The organism is Polaromonas sp., from assembly GCF_012927415.1.
In the GTDB taxonomy this organism is placed as follows: domain Bacteria; phylum Pseudomonadota; class Gammaproteobacteria; order Burkholderiales; family Burkholderiaceae_C; genus Polaromonas.
This window is the reverse complement of the sequence record NZ_JABBPF010000021.1, coordinates 40,923-57,008: the sequence shown is the minus strand read 5'-3', so window position 1 is coordinate 57,008 and position 16,086 is coordinate 40,923. Positions and strand designations below refer to the sequence as shown.

The following is a 16,086-nucleotide window of genomic DNA, read 5'->3' as shown; positions in this document are numbered from 1 at the left end:
AACACCGGCCCCTCAGCATGTCCAGCTCCGGCAACTGAAGCTGCAACTCAAGCGGCTGGTCTGGCCTGCTTAAAATCCTGCAGCCCACACCTTCTTTCGCATGACACTCAAAACACCTTTTCGCCGCTTCAGCCTTGCTATTTTTTTGATAGCTACTCTTGCCGGTACTTCCTGGACCTGTGAGGCAAAACCTCTGAAATACAGGGTTTCAGAGAGCGCAGCACAAGCGCAGGGTCCGATGTACGCCACCCGTCCCGATGCCATGCAGTTTGCTGACGACCTGGCCAGCCGCCGCAACCTCGACCAGGAGTGGGTGCGCCAGACCATCGGCCAGTCGAGCTACAACGCCAGCGTCGCGCGGCTGATGCAGCCACCCAGCCAGGCTTTTGTCAAAAACTGGCGCGTGTACCGCAGCCGTTTTATCGACCCCATCCGCATTCAGGCCGGCGTGAACTTCTGGCGCACCAACCGCGAAACCCTGGCGCGGGCCGAGCAGGAGTACGGCGTGCCCGCCGAAATCATCGTCGGCATCATTGGCGTCGAAACGATTTATGGCCGGGACACTGGCAAATTTCGCGTGATGGATGCGCTCACCACGCTGGCCTTCGACTTTCCAGCCAACCACCCGCGCGCCAAGGAGCGCAGCGAGTACTTCAAGGGGGAAATTGAACAATTCCTGACGCTGGAAAACCGCAAGGGCGCCGACCCGTTTGAAGCCAGGGGCAGCTATGCCGGCGCAATGGGCATGCCGCAATTCATGCCGTCGAGCTGGGTCAAGTACGCGGTCGACTTTGATGGTGACGGCACGGTAGACCTGTGGAACAGCCCGGCCGACGTGATCGGATCGGTCGCCAACTACTTCAAGGCCTTCAACTGGCAGCCCGGCATGCCAACGCACTACCCGGTCAGCTTTGACAACCGCCATTTGGACCTGGACGCGCTGATGGCGCCCGACATCCTGCCCACCTTCAGCGTCGCCAGCCTCACCGCCAAGGGCGCGGTGCTGGAAGGCGCCGCGCTGGATCACAAAGGACCGCTCGCATTAATCGAGCTGCTCAACGGGCCCGATGCGCCGAGCTATGTGGCCGGCACCGAGAATTTTTACGCCATCACCCGTTACAACTGGAGCAGTTACTACGCCATGGCAGTGATCGAGCTGGGGCGGAAAGTGGCGGAGCAGATGAAGCCCTGAACCGTTCAGTGCTTAAACCGGCTCAATCGTGATCTTCACCGTCATGGACTCCAGCCCGCCACCATGCCGCACGCCTTTGATCGGCGGGCAGGCGTTGTAGTCAGTGCCCATCGCCAGGCGCACATGGCGCTCGTCGATCAGGCAGCTGTGCGTGATATCAATGCTGACCCAACGGCGACTTGCCACGTCGAGGCAAACATCTGCCCAGGCATGGCTGGCAAGGTCGGGTTCGTTGGCAGCGTAAAAATAACCGCTGACGTAGCGCGCCGGAATCCCCAGGCTTCGGCAAATTGCCACCATCACATGGGCCTGGTCCTGGCACACGCCGGCGCCAGATTCAAAGGCCTGCAAGGCCGTGGTGGTGACATTGGTGCTGTATTGCCGGTAGCTGACCGCGCCCGCTATGCCCAGGCTCAAGGCCAGCAGCTCACTCAAATCGGCCTTTCCGCCAGCGCTGCCCCGCGTGACAAAGCGCCGGCCAAATGCCGCCAGCAGGGGGTGCGGGCGGGCCAGCTCGGTGGCGCGCAGATAGAGCTGCGGAAGCGGCAGGCTGGCGTCGTCGGTGAACTCGGCAATGCCCAGGGTTTCAACCCTGCCAGCGGCATTGACCAGGCTCCAGCGCACGTTGTCAGCGGCTTGGCCGACGAAGGTATAGGAATGGATGACGTTGCCAAAGGCGTCGCGCTGTGAAAAGAGCTTTTCGGGCGCTCCCACGCTCCAGAAATTCACCGTCTGCGCGGTGCCGGATTGCGGCGTCAGCCAGAGCGTCTGCAGCGCATAGCGCAAGGGCTCGGTGTAGCGGTAATCGGTCGTGTGCCTGACGTGCAGCTTCATCTGAAAAAGGCCTTCGCAGAGGTGCTGTCCAGCACCGTTTTCAACGGGTAACCGGGACCAGGAACTCCCGGCTGATGTGCGCGCCGAGTTCGTTGACGCGGTCCAGGAACTGCATCAGGAAAGCATGAAGGCCAGAAGCAAGTATCTCGTCAATGCGAGCGTACTGCAGATCAGCCCGCAATTTTCCGGCACGGCGCTGGGTTTCACTAAGTGGATCGCTGGTCACCATAGACAGGTTGATGATCACTTCATTAAGGCAGGCCAGCAGCGAACGCGGCATGTCCGCGCGCAAGATAAGCAATTCGGCCACCCGCTCGGGCTTGATGACGTCGCGGTACACCTTGCGGTAGACCTCAAAGGCCGACACGCTGCGCAATATCGCGCTCCAGTGGTAAAAATCGTATTCCTGATCCTCATCGTCGCTGTTGGGAAAATCGCTCTGGATGGCATGGAACTTCACGTCCACCAGACGGGCGGTGTTGTCGGAGCGCTCTAGAAAAGTGCCCAGCCGCAAAAAATGAAAGGCTTCGTCCTGCAGCATGGTGCCCGCCGTCACGCCGCGCGAAAGGTGCGAGCGGAACTTGACCCATTCAAAGAACTGACCGGGGTCACGTTCGAAGTCGCCGTTGCGCAGCATGCGGACCACTTCAAGGTAAGTCTGGTTCTGCGTTTCCCATACCTCGGTGGTCAGCGTGCCGCGCACGGCACGGGCGTTTTCGCGCGCATTTTTCAGGCAGGAAACAATGCTGGACGGATTTTTTTCATCCCGCACCATGAATTCCATCACATCCTGCGCAGTGATTCTTTCGCCATATTTTGCAGCGTAGGCTGGTTTTAGCTCGCTGATGCTGAGCAGGCCGCGCCAGCCGGTCTGCGCGTCGGCGGTTGATTGCGGCAATAGCGAAGTCTGATAGTTGACATCGAGCAGACGGGCGGTGTTTTCGGCTCTTTCCGTGTAGCGCGACATCCAGAAAAGGTGATCAGCGGTGCGAGATAACATTTTTTCTCCTTCCTAAGCCTCAAACACCGAAAGCGCTGACGCGCTTGGCGGGTTTTGGTGATGACGTCACAAGCGCTTTGCGCAGTTGATGAGTCAGCCCCGCGAATGCCTGCGGCATGTCGCCGGCTCTTTCCGTGTAGCGCGACATCCAGAAAAGGTGATCAGCGGTGCGAGATAACATGGTCAGGCACCTCCCGTTAATGACTGCGTTGGTGATTTTGCCGAAATAGCCGAATCCGCTTCCAGAATCCAGGTGTCCTTGGTGCCGCCGCCCTGCGATGAATTAACAACCAGCGAGCCATCCTTGAGCGCCACCCGCGTCAGCCCACCGGGCACCATCTGCACTTCCTTGCCGCTCAGCACAAAGGGCCGCAGGTCGATGTGGCGCGGAGCGATGCCGCTTTCGACATAGGTCGGGCAGGTGGACAGGCTCAGCGTGGGCTGGGCAATGTAGTTTGAAGGATTGGCGATGAGGGAGCGACGAAATTCCTCAATCTCGCCTTGAGTCGAAGCAGGGCCGATCAGCATGCCGTAGCCACCTGCGCCATGAACTTCCTTGACGACCAGGTCCTTCAGGTTGGCCAAAGTGTATTGCAGGTCTTCGTCATGGCGGCACATATAGGTCGGCACGTTCTTGAGGATGGGTTTTTCACCCAGGTAAAACTCAATCATTTTCGGCACGTAGGGATAAATCGACTTGTCGTCTGCCACGCCGGTGCCGATGGCATTGCAGATGGCCACATTGCCACTGCGATAGACATTGAGCAGCCCGGCGCAACCCAGCGTCGAAGTCGGCTTGAAAGCCAGCGGGTCAAGGTAATCGTCATCAACCCGGCGGTAAATCACATCGACGCGCTTGGGTCCACGAGTGGTGCGCATATAGACAAAGTTGTCCTTGACGAAAAGATCCAGCCCCTCGACCAGTTCGACGCCCATCTGCTGGGCCAGAAACGCATGTTCAAAGTAGGCCGAGTTGTACATGCCGGGCGTCAGCACCACCACGGTCGGCTCTGCGGTGGCGGGCGGTGCCATGGCGTACAGCGTTTCCAGCAACAAATCGGGATAGTGAGCCACCGGCGCCACCCGGTTCTGGTTGAAGAGCTCGGGAAACAGACGCATCATCATTTTGCGGTCTTCCAGCATGTAACTCACGCCGCTGGGCACGCTCAGATTGTCTTCCAGCACGTAATACTCACCCTCGCCCTGCGCATTGGGAACCCTGACAATGTCGATGCCGCTGATGTGCGAGTAGATGTTTCCCGGCACCGTCACGCCAATCATTTCAGGGCGGAACTGCTCATTCTGAAAAATCTGCTCGGACGAAATTACACCTGCCTTGATGATCTCCTGGCCGTGGTAAACGTCGTGAATGAAGCGGTTTAGTGCAGTCACGCGCTGCACCAGGCCTTTTTCCATGATGGCCCATTCATCCGCCGGAATGATGCGCGGAATTAAATCAAACGGAATCAGCCGCTCGGTGCCCGCGCCGTCCTCGTCTTTGGCGCCATACACGGCAAAGGTGATGCCGACGCGGCGGAAAATCATTTCCGCTTCGGCGCGGCGCGCCTGCATCACATCGGCTGGCTGCCCGGCCAGCCAGCGCTGATAGCACTGGTAGTGGGCACGAACGCTGGATGCCGTGGCATTCATCTCGTCAAACATCGGGCGGCTCATGGGCGGGTGTCTCCGGCAAGTGGTGCGACTGCTAGTTGAAATGCAACTTAAACAAAACTAGCAAGTTATACGCCATGCAGGTGCATGACGAAGAATAATTTACCGATTTGGCCCGACCAGTCCGCATGCGATGCGAGGCGCCTGACGCGCCATGTGGCAAGCCACGCGCGCCAGGCATCTGTCAACAGAGGCCAGCGGCGTCCCAGCCCTGGCGGAACTTGTCGCTAACCATATTGGCAGCAAAGTGCTTTGACTAGATAACCAAACCCTGCTTTCCAATCAATTTAGCAGAGGGATTGTTCTACTGACAATAAACAAGGGCGTAGGCCGTCGCGCAAAGCAACAGGGTCGACGAACTTCTGTGCCCACATGCCCACATGCCCACATGCCCACATGCCCACATGCCCACATTTTGTCGTTAAACCTGTATGAAGAGTCGAAAGATACCAATGGTTTTCTATCGGTAATCTTGTATCCGCCGCTGACAATCTTTTCACCTTCTGCGTAGATCGCAATGGCGATCTGTTCGCCGCCGTATCCGTGAAAATTAACAGGGACATTAACGGTCTCTTCAATCGTCACGCTGCCAGCACGGCCAGCGGATCTCGCAGCGCCGGTTGCACTGGCAGAGCCCGTAAGCCCGGCAGCGCAGATCTGCTCAGTGACTTCCGTAACCGCCGTTGCTCCGTTCATTCCGGCCCTCGCTCTGGCAGTTCAGTTGACCCCTTGCCCTTTGTTTCCATTGACCCATTGCCTAGATTGGCTCGATTGGCTCCTGCAGCACCGGTGGGACCGATGGGACCGGCAGTGCCTGGGACGCCATGAATGTCCTGGACGCGGACGCCACCCACGGCGTTCGCTGCGCCTTGAGCGCCCTGCGGACCACCGATCACCTTTCGCTCTGGCAACGCGGATGGCGACCCGTGTACCCACCGCCAGCCAGTACGCTCTGAGCGCAAACTTACGGTTCAGACTGCGCATGATGCCAGTAACGCTGGCCTTGCTGCCGCTGACAGAGGACATCAGCAGGACGGCTGCTTTGCCAGCTGGCCGCGCCGCACTGCGCTGACCTGACCAGCCGGATGCCACGCGCTTCATAGCGCGCCACCACCATGGCGACCGGATGGCCGAAGCGGTTGCGGTAGCCTGCCTGGACCAGTGCCAGTTGCGGCTGCACCGCATCCAGGAAGACCGCGCTCGATGAGGTCTTGCTGCCGTGGTGCGGGGCCAGCAAGACATTGGCTTTCAGACGCTCCGGCACGTTTGTGGCCAGTCTCAGTTCCTGGGCTGCCTCAATATCGCCAACCAGCAAAGCGGTCTGCGCGCCGTTGGAGACGCGCAGCACGCAGCTCATGGCGTTGGATTTACTCACCAGATCGTAATCTTCAGCCGTAGGATGAAGCACGTCAAAAGCGACGCCATCCCAGTCCCAATGTTGGCCCGCCACGCAACGCGTTGATTTGCGCAAGGCCTGCAACTCGTGGCTGTCTTCGATCGAGCTCAACAAAGTGGCCTGCGGCTGCATCGCCAGCACGGCGGGCGCGCCGCCGATATGGTCGCTGTCACGGTGGCTAAGCAGCAGTAGGTCGACCCGTTCGCCAAGCGCGCGCAGCAGTGGTACCAGCACCCGGTTGCCAGCATCGCTTTCACGGGAAAAGCGCGGTCCAGTGTCGTACAGCAGGGTGTGGCTGGCCGTGCGCACCAAGACGGCGTTGCCCTGCCCGATGTCAGCGGCCAGCAGCTCGAACTGCCCCGGCGACACACCCACCGGTTGCCACAGGAGCACCGGCAACAGCAACGGAATGCCGAGTGCGCGCCAATGCCACGGCAGCCGCATCGCGATCAGGCCACCGCCCAGCACACTGGCTGCAGCGCACCACAACGGTGCAGCGGCCACACTGACGGACGCCATCGGCCAGCTCGCCAGCCATTGAAGAAACCGGGCCAGCAGCCCGACCGTCCAGGCCGCGGCATCCCACACCGGCGAGCACAACACGCCCAGCATGGCCAGCGGCGTGACCAGCAGCGTCACCCAGGGAATGGCGACGGCGTTGGCCAGCAGACCGACCAACGACACCTGGTTGAACAGCAGCAGCGACAGCGGCGTCAGCGCCAGCGTGACGACCCATTGCTCGCGCACGGCTCGCAGCAGGCTGGCCAGACCGCCAGACAGGCGCTCTAGCCAAAACCTCGGAACGAGCCGATTTATTGAAGAAGACAATGCGGTGGTCGTTAAATTACGGCCTTCATTCGCTCCTGAATCTGTAGCAAATAAAACACCCACGGCGACAAACGACAGCCAGAAGCCAGCCTGCATCAAGGCCCATGGGTCCAGCGCGACCACCACGGCCATGGCCAGCAGCCAGGTCTGCTGCCAGGGCCACTGCCTGCCGCTTTGCCGCAACAACACCACAGTGGCCAGCATCCAGATGGTGCGCTGGGCCGGCACACCCCAGCCCGAAAACAGCGCGTACAGCGTTGCCAGCATGAGCCCGCCCAGCGCCCCGGCACTGCTCGCCGGAAGCGCCAGGCACAAGCGGGGCGTCAAGCTGACCGAGCGCCGCCACAGGCTGCTCAGCAGCAGCGAAGCCAGCCAGGCAAACATGGTGATGTGCAAGCCGGAGATGCTCATTAAATGGGCCACGCCAGTCGCGCGAAACACATCCCAGTCTGCACGTTCGATGGCATTTTGGTCACCCACCACCAGCGCCGCCAGCACGCCGGCCAGCTGGCGGTTTTCGACCCGCTGGTAGATCGCCTCGCGCACCGACTGGCGAGCGAGCTCAACGGGATAGCGCCAACTGGCAGAAAGCCTGAGCGGCGGCGCGTCATGCGGTCCGGCGCGCACATAACCGGTCGCCTGGATGCCCTGCTCCCAAAGCCAGAGCTCGTAGTCAAAGCCGTATGGGTTGCTGTTGCCATGCGGCGCTTTCAGCCGCACCGTCATCTGCCAACGCTCGCCGGCGCGCAGCGGCTGCGGCTTGCGCTGCAACTCCAGCGCCAGCTCCGAAGCGTCGCTGTACTCGGCCGACGAGCTTCTGGTTTCGCGCCCGCCAAAGCCCGAATACCAGCCCAGCAAGATTTGCGGCGGAAGGTTGACGGCTTGACCATTCAGGCGGGCCGATTCAATGCCAAGGCGAAAACGCACGGCGTCCTCATTGAGCTGCGGCATGGCCAGCACCACGCCCGTCACCGCAATATCGCGCCCTTCCCGCGCCGGGTCGAGCGTGCTGGAATGAAAAGCGCCCGCACGCCAGCCCGTCAGGGCAAAACCCAGTAGCGCAGCCAGCACAAACAGCGTCAGGCGAGTACGGCGCGGCCCGCGGTGTTCAACAAGCCTGATGGCCCTGCAGCCATAGAAAAAGCCCGCCACGACAAAAGCCAGAGCCGCCAGCGCGCCATAACCGGCGGCAGGCCATAGCCGGGTCTGCTGCAGCTGCAGCGCCACGCCACTGATAAAGCCGGCAAACACAAAGCCAAAACTCAGGGGAACGGCCGAAGGCCTGGACAAACCAGAAATACCCATGTCTTGCCGCCCCTTGATGGTTGTTGTTTTTGCCAGAACCCGTTCAACGGGCCAGTGCAGGCAAACGCCGACACGACCGGTCCGGCGCAAGCGTAGGGCAACGTCTGGCAGCCCCTAAAAGCGCTGAAAATTTAGCCGTCGAGCACAAAGCCCTGCGTTACCATGGCAATTCGACCCATCCTCGCTAGCTCTGTTTTTTATAGCAAGATATAGCGATATTTGTTGGACTAGCGCCGAATTTGACTACTATTTTCAGCGTTTACCCCCAGGAGACATCCATGCACGGCATTTATGAAAAACTTAAGGCATTGAACATCACCCTGCCCGCTGTCAGCGTTCCGGCAGCCGCTTACCTGCCCTTCGTGCAGACCGGCAACCTGGTATTCCTGAGCGGCCACCTGGCCAAAAAGGACGGCCAAGTCATCCTCGGCCAACTCGGCAAGACCATGACCACCGAAGAGGGCAAGCTGGCAGCCCGCGCCATCGCCATTGACCTGATGGGTACGCTGCACGCCGCCGTGGGCGACCTGGGCAAGGTCAAGCGCATCGTCAAAGTGATGAGTCTGGTCAATTCCACGCCAGACTTCACCGAGCAGCATCTGGTGACCAACGGTTGCAGCGAATTGCTTGCCGACGTGTTTGGCGACGCCGGCAAGCATGCGCGCAGCGCCTTCGGAGTGGCGCAGATTCCAATGGGGGCTTGCGTGGAGATTGAGCTGATTGCAGAAATTGCTTGATAGGATTTCAGTCAATCACATGCCAAGATATGCCGCACGCACCTGTTCATTATTGATAAGTTCCTGGCCGGTGCCGGTCAGGGTGACGTTGCCGGTCTCCAGCACATAGCCGCGGTCGGCGATGGCCAGCGCGGCAAAAGCATTTTGTTCGACCAGCAAAATCGTCATGCCCTGGGCCTTGAGTGTCTTGACCACGTTAAAAACTTCCTCCACCAGCAGCGGCGCAAGCCCCATCGAGGGCTCGTCGAGCAGCAGCATCCTGGGCCGCCCCATCAGGGCGCGGCCAATCGCCAGCATCTGCTGCTGACCACCCGACAAGGTGCCAGCAGGCAACTTGCGCTTTTCCCTGAGGATCGGAAACATGGCAAACACCTTTTCCAGATCGCCTGCCACCTGGTGCCTGGGCTGCGTGTAGGCACCCAGGCGCAAGTTGTCGTCAATCGACAGGGGCCCGAACACCTGGCGACCCTCCGGGCTCTGGCAGATACCCCGGCGCATGCGCATATCAGAACGCAGCTTGCTGATGTCTTCCCCGTCAAAATGAATGTTGCCAGCGCTCATCGGCTGTACGCCCGATAACGTACGCAGAAAGGTGGTCTTGCCGGCGCCATTGGCCCCAACCAGGGCCACCGTCTCACCGCGCCGGACTTCCAGGCTGATACCCTTCAGGGCCTTGATGCGGCCATAGCAACTCTCCATGCTACTTACGCGCAACAGGACATCGGCCTTTCCCGGCGCTGAATCCGGCTGCAATTTGCCGGCTGTGTGCGCACCCAGTCCAATCGACTCGGGGGCCAAACTGGCGATGCGGTGAAACAGTTCGCGAAATTCCGCTTTCGCTTTGTCGCCAAACAGCGGGTCATCGTTATTGAGGAAGGCGCGGTCAATCTCGGCCCAATCGTCAGCGGTCAATACCTCGCGCGCCAGCGGCAACGCGAACTTTTCTTCGTGGTGCATATGGCTTTTAAGCCCGGCCGTGTAGACCCGCAGGACGGCGACAAATTCTGGGACGTTCAGATCGCCTTGGGCAGCTTGCAGTACACAGGCGCGCAGAGTCTTGAGTTGTTGCGGTCCATTGCGATGCTCCTCCTGCAAAGGATCAAGAATGGCGGCTGCCTCCGTGCTGCGCAAACGCAGAAGGCGAAACAGATGGTCATCTTCCCTGGCGTGGTGCGAATGATCGACAAACTGCTCAATGTAATCAAAAACCGAGTTAAAAAAGACCGGGTCGACCGCTGCGCCTGCCTCGATTTCCAAGGCGACCTGGTCGATGGTGGTGGCCAGGCGCCACATATTGCTATGGTCTTCGCTGATGATGCGTAGTGCTTGCATGCAGTTCTTTCTAGGCGTGCGTTCCGAGGTAGGCGGCAATCACGTCGGGATTTTTGCGAACCTCATCGCCCGTGCCCTCAGCGAGCTTCTTGCCGTAGTCAAGCACCAGGATTCGGTCGGAAAGGTTCATGACCATCTTCATGTCGTGCTCCACCAGCACCACGGTGACGCCAGAATCGGCCACCTTGCGCACCAGCTCATCGACTTCGATGGTTTCCTTCGGGTTCAGGCCCGCTGCGGGCTCATCCAGAAAGATGATGCGTGGCCTCAAAGCCAACGCCCGGGCAATTTCCAGCCGTTTCAGGGCTCCGTAGGGCATGCTGTCAGCGCGAGCTTGGATGTATTTCTCCAGACCCACAAAGCGCATCAGTTCCGCAGACTCTTCGCGCAGTTCAGCGTCACGGCGCGTGATGGAAGGAAGACGCAGCGCCGCTTTCAGCGGATTGCGGTCCAGCCGCAAGTGAGCTCCCACCATCACGTTCTCCAGGGCGCTCATGTTCATGCAGATCTGCAGGTTCTGAAACGTGCGGGCAACGCCGCGCCTGGCCAATTCGTTCGGCGGTTTTCCACCGATGGATTCACCGTCCAGCAAAATGGAGCCACTGGTGGGGGTGTAAACCCCGGTGATCAGGTTGAACAGGGTGGTCTTGCCCGCACCATTGGGGCCGATGACGGCATAGACAATGCCAGGCTCAATGCTGAAACTGACGTTTTGTACCGCCTTGACACCACCAAACTGAATGCAGAGTTGCTTGACTTCAAGGAGTGCCATGCTCAGGCTGCCTTGCCAAATTTAGCCGCCAGCGTGGGCACCAGGCCGCGGGGCATGAAGATCATGAAAATCATCAGGATGGCGCCGAAGGCGACGGTTTCCCAGCCTTCGAAAGTAGCTAGCGCCTGCGGCAGTGCGGTCAGCAGTACGGCGCCGACCAGGGAGCCATAGACCGAGGCCATGCCGCCAATCACCACCATGGTGACCAGTTCGATGGAATGAAAGAAGTCGGCGAAGTTGGGCGTGACAAAACCCACATAATGTGCGGTCACGCTGCCCATCAGGCTGGCAAAGACCGCTGAGATGACGAAGATTGAGACCTTGTAGCGAACCACATCGACACCGGCGACCTGGGAAGCGACTTCCGAGCCATGCAAAGCCCGCAGCGCTCGGCCAAACGGCGAGTCGATCAGGTTAAGCGAGGTCCAGACACTGACCGAAAGCAGCAGCGCAACGACCCAGTACCAGTGCTTGTCGCTCGACAACTCGAAGCCCAGCAAGCCCAACGCAGGTACTGGCATGCCGTCCGGGCCACCGGTCAGGGCCGCCTCCGTGCGCAACACAATGTTGATGATGATGCCTAAACCCAGGGTAGCCATGGCCAGATAATGGCCCTTCAATTTAAAGATCGGCCTGGCTACCAGCGCAGCCAGCAGGCCAGTGGCAACAGCACCGGACCCCATGGCAAGCAGCGGATGCCAGCCGAAGTGGGTTGGCAGCACGGCAGAAGCGTAGGCCCCAATTCCCAGGAATCCTGCATGCCCCATGCTGATCTGGCCAGCAAAGCCGATCAGCAGATTCAGGCCCAGGACAATCACGGCGTTAATGGCCATGCGAATCGCCAGATCGACGTAAAAACTGTTGGGCAGTACAAAAGGCAGCACCAGCAAAATGGCAATAACGATGTAGAGACCGAAATAAGCACTCTTTTTCATGCTTACACCCGGTCCGTTGATTTGCCGCCAAACAGGCCACGAGGCATGAAGAACAGCATGAACAAAATGAGTACAAAAGGAATCGCATCCTTGTAAGCTGAAGAGATGTAGCCCGCGCCCATCGCCTCCAGGATGCCCACCAGCAAGCCGCCAAGCACGGCACCCAGTCCGTTGCCCAGACCACCGACGACGGCGGCAACAAAGCCTTTAAGGCCGAGCATGATGCCCACGTCATAAGAAGTCAGCGTTATCGGGGTGACCAGGATGCCACCCACAGCGCCCAGTGCTGCCGACATGGCAAAGCTCATGAACAGCACCCAACTGGTGTTAATGCCAACCAACTCTGCGGCCAGCCGGTTAAATGAGGTGGCCAGCATGGCTTTGCCGTGCAGGGTACGGCTGAAGAAGTACCAGAGAGCCACCACGACCAGAGCGGTGACGCCCAGCACCCAGAGACTTTGGGGCATCAGGGTGGCGCCGAGAATTTCAATCGGGACATCACCAGAAAACGCTGGCAGGCTGTGCGTGCCTTTGCCCAGCCAAACCTGAATCAATCCGCGAATGACCAGGGAAGCTCCAATGGTGATGATGATCAGGGTCACCGTCTCCGCCCCTTTGACTGGTTCGATTGCCAGCTTTTCCAGCAGCACGCCGACGATGGCGGGCACCAGGATGGCCAGCACTAACGCGACCGACAACGGTAGCCCAGCTTGGGAGAAGTACACCGCCAGCATGCCGCCGAGCATGATGAATTCACCCTGTGCAAAATTGATGACGTTGCTTGCGTTGTAGATCAGCGTGAAACCGAGCGCCGCCAAGGCGTAGGTTGCGCCGACAGTGATGCCCGAAAAAAGGAATTGAAGGAATTGGGCCAGCATCACGCGCCTTGTCCCGTTAGAGTGAAACCCAACCTGCTGGCCGATTGCTTGAGCATTTTGTCCTTCTCGTTTCAGTAAAGGGCTTCGCGCCCAAACTTTGCGATTTTGAAACGCAGCAAACATTCTGTCAATAAACCGATACAAAAACACGATTTACTTACCATATTTGTATCGCTTTATAAGTTGTCAAGAGGGTTTTCCCTTGTTTGCGGGACAGCAATCCAGCGCAAAAAATGGATGGGTCAAATGTCTGGCTTGGACCGGAATCAGGCAGGTATGGCACAACGGGCGCGTCAAACCGGGGTCGTCAGCGGATCTTCGGTTTGAAAACGTTCAGCCAACATGGGTAACGCGCCAGGTGTCACGCCGCTGGACAGTTTCATATGCAGTTCAATGTGACGCTCGGAAGGTGCGAGCAGGCGTCGGTAAAGCTCCTTGCATAGCAGACGGGCTTTTTGCCCCGGCCAGTTGCCGGGCAGCAGTACATCGGGAAGCTCTGGATCCCGAAGCAACAGTCGCCGGTAATCGTGAATTAGCAGTGTGCGCAACAAGAAAGCGCTTTCGTCGTCAATTTCATTTTGCACACCGTGGCGCAGCTTATCCAGAATAGGGTGGTAACGAGTCACGAAGTCGGCATAAGACGTACCGAGCTGTTCCAGGTTCCACGCACGCCGCACCATATGAGCATCACTGGCAGAGAGGTCTGAACCAGCTCGGGCGGCAAGCAAGGGCATCAAATGCCTGAGCAAATCGCTCATGCCGTCAGTAATCAGCGCATCGAAGGCAGTTGTCAGATCCGTGCTGGGGTGCACGAAACAGTCTGGGCCGACGACCCCAAAACCCTGCCAGAAAAAGGCGCGACGCAGTCGTTCACGCTGCTTGGGCTCAAGCTCCCCGACGGTCAGGATCAGTCGCCAGCGGCGATCCCAGATGGGAGAGTTGGACGCGTAAATATGGCGAGCTGTTTCTTCAAAGCGACGCTGCCCCGCGGGTGTCAGCATGTAATCTGCACGACGACCGATGGCTTCGGAGTACATCCACTCATCCTTGACGAGGCGGAAAATCGCAGTCCGGATGAGTCGCTCATTCAGTTGCAACGGTTTGAGCAAACCAATCAGGCTGCCTAGCCAGATGCGTCCACCGCGCGGCAAAACCGCGTCGCCAAAAACTGAAATTATCAGTGAGCCTGCCTTCATGCGGCTTTGCTGCCGAAAGTCGGCAAGGTGTTTCTGGATGGGATCAATCACGGTAATTACCGGGGGCTACTGACATAAAAACATGAATCTTAGCTGCCCACACGCCTTTACGAGCCCGGGTCGTTTTTCTCTCACTGACAAAAATCATGGTTTTCGTCGTGCTTGCTTAACTCATGCTATTAGCACAAAAGCGATACACATTTCAAGTTTTGTAACAACAAAATGAATCGTTATGTGATAACCTCGAGCTAAATTAAATATAGCTGATTTAAAAAAAATGTTGTTGACTGAAGTTCCCTGTATGTCATCGAACACACCCCTCATTCAGGAAAAATCAATGGTCCACCCACTGTTCGAAAAACACCGCACCAAACTTGAAAACGCGCTCAAGGCGATTCAGACCCGCGGTTATTGGGCTGCGTATAACGAAATCCCCAGCCCGAAGACTTATGGTGAGACAGCGGCTGAAGACGGCAAGCATGCTTTTGAGGCGCAACTGGGTCAGAAATTTGAAATCGATCAGCCGGGGCAGACTGGCTGGATGGGGGGTGAGCAATCACCGTTCGGCGTTGAACTGAACGTGCAGTACCCAGTGTGTGAGGCACAAGCCTTGATCGATGCCGGTCAAAAGGCCATGCTGGGCTGGCAGGCTGCGGGTTGCGAAGGGCGCACCGGCATTTGTATCGAAATGCTCGATCGCTTGAATATGCAGAGCTTTGAATTGGCGCACGCTGTCATGATGACGACCGGCCAGGGCTGGATGATGGCTTTTCAGGCGGGGGCACCGCACGCACAGGATCGCGGCCTGGAAGCCGTGACTTATGCCTACCGGGAACAAAGCTTCGTGCCGACCGAGGCGATATGGGAGAAGCCGCAGGGCAAAAACCCACCACTGGTGATGAAAAAACATTTTGAGGTGGTTGGGCGGGGTGTCAGTGTCGTCGTGGGTTGCGGCACGTTTCCGACATGGAATACCTACCCTGGCCTGTTTGCGGCGCTCGCGACAGGCAACGCCGTGATCGTCAAGCCGCATAGCAACGCGATCTTGCCGGCGGCCATGACCGTGCGCATTGTCAGGACTGTGCTGGCTGAAAATGGCATCGACCCCAATCTGGTCACCCTGTGTGTCGCGGCCCTTCACGAAACTACACAACAGCTGGTGACCCATGCGGCGGTCAAGTCCATCGACTTTACCGGCGGCAATGTCTTTGGTCAGTGGCTGATTGACAACTGTCGGCAAGCCCAGGTTTATGCCGAATTAGCCGGCGTGAACAACATCGTGATCGACTCCACAGACGCCTATAAGTCAATGCTGCGTAACCTGGCCTTCACGCTGTCCTTGTATTCCGGTCAGATGTGTACCACCTCGCAAGTCCTTTTTGTACCCGCCGGCGGGATTGAAACTGAAGAAGGCCACAAGTCCTGCGAGGATGTCTGCGATGACCTCGCCCGAACCATTGAGGGCACGCTGGCAAAGCCGGAAGTTGCTCTTGCCGTACTCGGCGCTGTCCAGTCTGCCGACACCCTGAGGCGCATTGACGAGGCCAACAGCGGCACTTTAGGCCAAGTGATCTTGGCATCGAAAAAACTTGTTAATCCAGAATTCCCGAACGCTGAAGTACGCACGCCGGCGCTGCTGGCTTGTGACGCTGCCGACGAAAAATCCTACATGGAAGAGCGCTTCGGCCCAATCACTTTTGTGGTGAGAGTGGCTGATACAGCGGCGGCTATCGCCTTGTCGGAGCGCGTAGTGAGCACCCACGGCGCCTTGACTGCCGGTATTTACTCGACCAAGCCGGATGTGATTGATGCCATGACCGCAGCTACCTGGCGCTCCAAGGTAGCGCTGTCAATCAACCTGACCAGTGGCGTGTATGTCAACCAGTCCTCAGCCTTCTCCGACTACCACGGCACCGGCGGCAATCCTGCAGCTAACGCCTCCTATTCAGATTCGGCTTTCGTCGCCAATCGGTTCCGGGTTATCCAGCGCCGTTATCACGGTTGAGGCAT

Annotated in this window: 13 protein-coding genes and 1 pseudogene; 3 read left to right on the top strand and 11 right to left on the bottom strand. The window is 58.6% G+C overall.

What is annotated here, in order from left to right:
• Nucleotides 1-238 precede the first annotated feature (238 nt).
• A complete protein-coding gene (gene mltB / locus HHJ19_RS02245; protein ID WP_296903708.1) occupies nucleotides 239-1,192 on the top strand; it encodes a lytic murein transglycosylase B in 954 nt (317 codons plus the stop codon).
• Nucleotides 1,193-1,204: 12 nt separating this feature from the next.
• On the opposite strand, the gene HHJ19_RS02240 is transcribed toward mltB, so the two are convergent.
• The 5 genes from HHJ19_RS02240 to HHJ19_RS02220 all read right to left on the bottom strand — a co-directional run bounded on the left by HHJ19_RS02240 (nucleotide 1,205) and on the right by HHJ19_RS02220 (nucleotide 8,226).
• Complete coding sequence (locus HHJ19_RS02240) at nucleotides 1,205-2,026, bottom strand: transglutaminase family protein (protein ID WP_296903697.1); 822 nt, start codon at nucleotides 2,024-2,026, stop codon at nucleotides 1,205-1,207.
• A gap of 40 nt (nucleotides 2,027-2,066) precedes the next feature.
• Nucleotides 2,067-3,026, bottom strand: coding sequence for an alpha-E domain-containing protein (locus HHJ19_RS02235; RefSeq protein ID WP_296903695.1), 960 nt, complete (start codon nucleotides 3,024-3,026; stop codon nucleotides 2,067-2,069).
• 19 nt (nucleotides 3,027-3,045) lie between these two features.
• On the bottom strand, nucleotides 3,046-3,207 hold the full coding sequence (locus tag HHJ19_RS02230) for an alpha-E domain-containing protein (RefSeq protein WP_296903693.1): 162 nt from the start codon (nucleotides 3,205-3,207) through the stop codon (nucleotides 3,046-3,048).
• Nucleotides 3,208-3,209: 2 nt separating this feature from the next.
• Nucleotides 3,210-4,700: a circularly permuted type 2 ATP-grasp protein gene (locus tag HHJ19_RS02225; RefSeq protein WP_296903691.1), complete on the bottom strand. Its 1,491-nt coding sequence runs from the start codon at nucleotides 4,698-4,700 to the stop codon at nucleotides 3,210-3,212.
• Between the two features lie 961 nt (nucleotides 4,701-5,661).
• Nucleotides 5,662-8,226 carry a DNA internalization-related competence protein ComEC/Rec2 gene (locus HHJ19_RS02220; protein WP_296903690.1) on the bottom strand — a complete coding sequence of 855 codons (2,565 nt, stop codon included), beginning with the start codon at nucleotides 8,224-8,226 and terminating at the stop codon, nucleotides 5,662-5,664.
• Between the two features lie 278 nt (nucleotides 8,227-8,504).
• Here HHJ19_RS02220 and HHJ19_RS02215 point away from each other — a divergent pair, with 278 nt between their 5' ends.
• A complete protein-coding gene (locus HHJ19_RS02215) occupies nucleotides 8,505-8,963 on the top strand; it encodes a RidA family protein (RefSeq protein ID WP_296903688.1) in 459 nt (152 codons plus the stop codon).
• A gap of 15 nt (nucleotides 8,964-8,978) precedes the next feature.
• On the opposite strand, the gene HHJ19_RS02210 is transcribed toward HHJ19_RS02215, so the two are convergent.
• From HHJ19_RS02210 to HHJ19_RS02185, 6 genes and pseudogenes are all read right to left on the bottom strand, one after another.
• The gene (locus tag HHJ19_RS02210) at nucleotides 8,979-9,680 is read right to left on the bottom strand and encodes an ABC transporter ATP-binding protein (RefSeq protein WP_296903707.1); all 702 of its coding nucleotides are present in this window, start codon (nucleotides 9,678-9,680) and stop codon (nucleotides 8,979-8,981) included.
• A gap of 219 nt (nucleotides 9,681-9,899) precedes the next feature.
• Nucleotides 9,900-10,295: pseudogene (locus HHJ19_RS02205) on the bottom strand (hemerythrin domain-containing protein); the annotation flags it as partial.
• A 10-nt stretch (nucleotides 10,296-10,305) separates the two neighbouring features.
• Nucleotides 10,306-11,067 (bottom strand): ABC transporter ATP-binding protein, encoded by a 762-nt coding sequence (locus tag HHJ19_RS02200; protein WP_296903686.1) that lies wholly within the window; start codon nucleotides 11,065-11,067, stop codon nucleotides 10,306-10,308.
• A gap of 2 nt (nucleotides 11,068-11,069) precedes the next feature.
• Entirely contained in the window at nucleotides 11,070-12,002 is a 933-nt protein-coding gene (locus HHJ19_RS02195) for a branched-chain amino acid ABC transporter permease (protein WP_296903684.1), read from the bottom strand.
• Nucleotides 12,003-12,004: 2 nt separating this feature from the next.
• Nucleotides 12,005-12,877 carry a branched-chain amino acid ABC transporter permease gene (locus HHJ19_RS02190; protein WP_366929374.1) on the bottom strand — a complete coding sequence of 291 codons (873 nt, stop codon included), beginning with the start codon at nucleotides 12,875-12,877 and terminating at the stop codon, nucleotides 12,005-12,007.
• Nucleotides 12,878-13,173: 296 nt separating this feature from the next.
• Nucleotides 13,174-14,076 carry a PaaX family transcriptional regulator C-terminal domain-containing protein gene (locus HHJ19_RS02185; protein WP_296903702.1) on the bottom strand — a complete coding sequence of 301 codons (903 nt, stop codon included), beginning with the start codon at nucleotides 14,074-14,076 and terminating at the stop codon, nucleotides 13,174-13,176.
• A gap of 337 nt (nucleotides 14,077-14,413) precedes the next feature.
• Here HHJ19_RS02185 and paaN point away from each other — a divergent pair, with 337 nt between their 5' ends.
• Nucleotides 14,414-16,081 carry a phenylacetic acid degradation protein PaaN gene (gene paaN, locus HHJ19_RS02180; protein ID WP_296903681.1) on the top strand — a complete coding sequence of 556 codons (1,668 nt, stop codon included), beginning with the start codon at nucleotides 14,414-14,416 and terminating at the stop codon, nucleotides 16,079-16,081.
• Nucleotides 16,082-16,086: the final 5 nt, after the last annotated feature.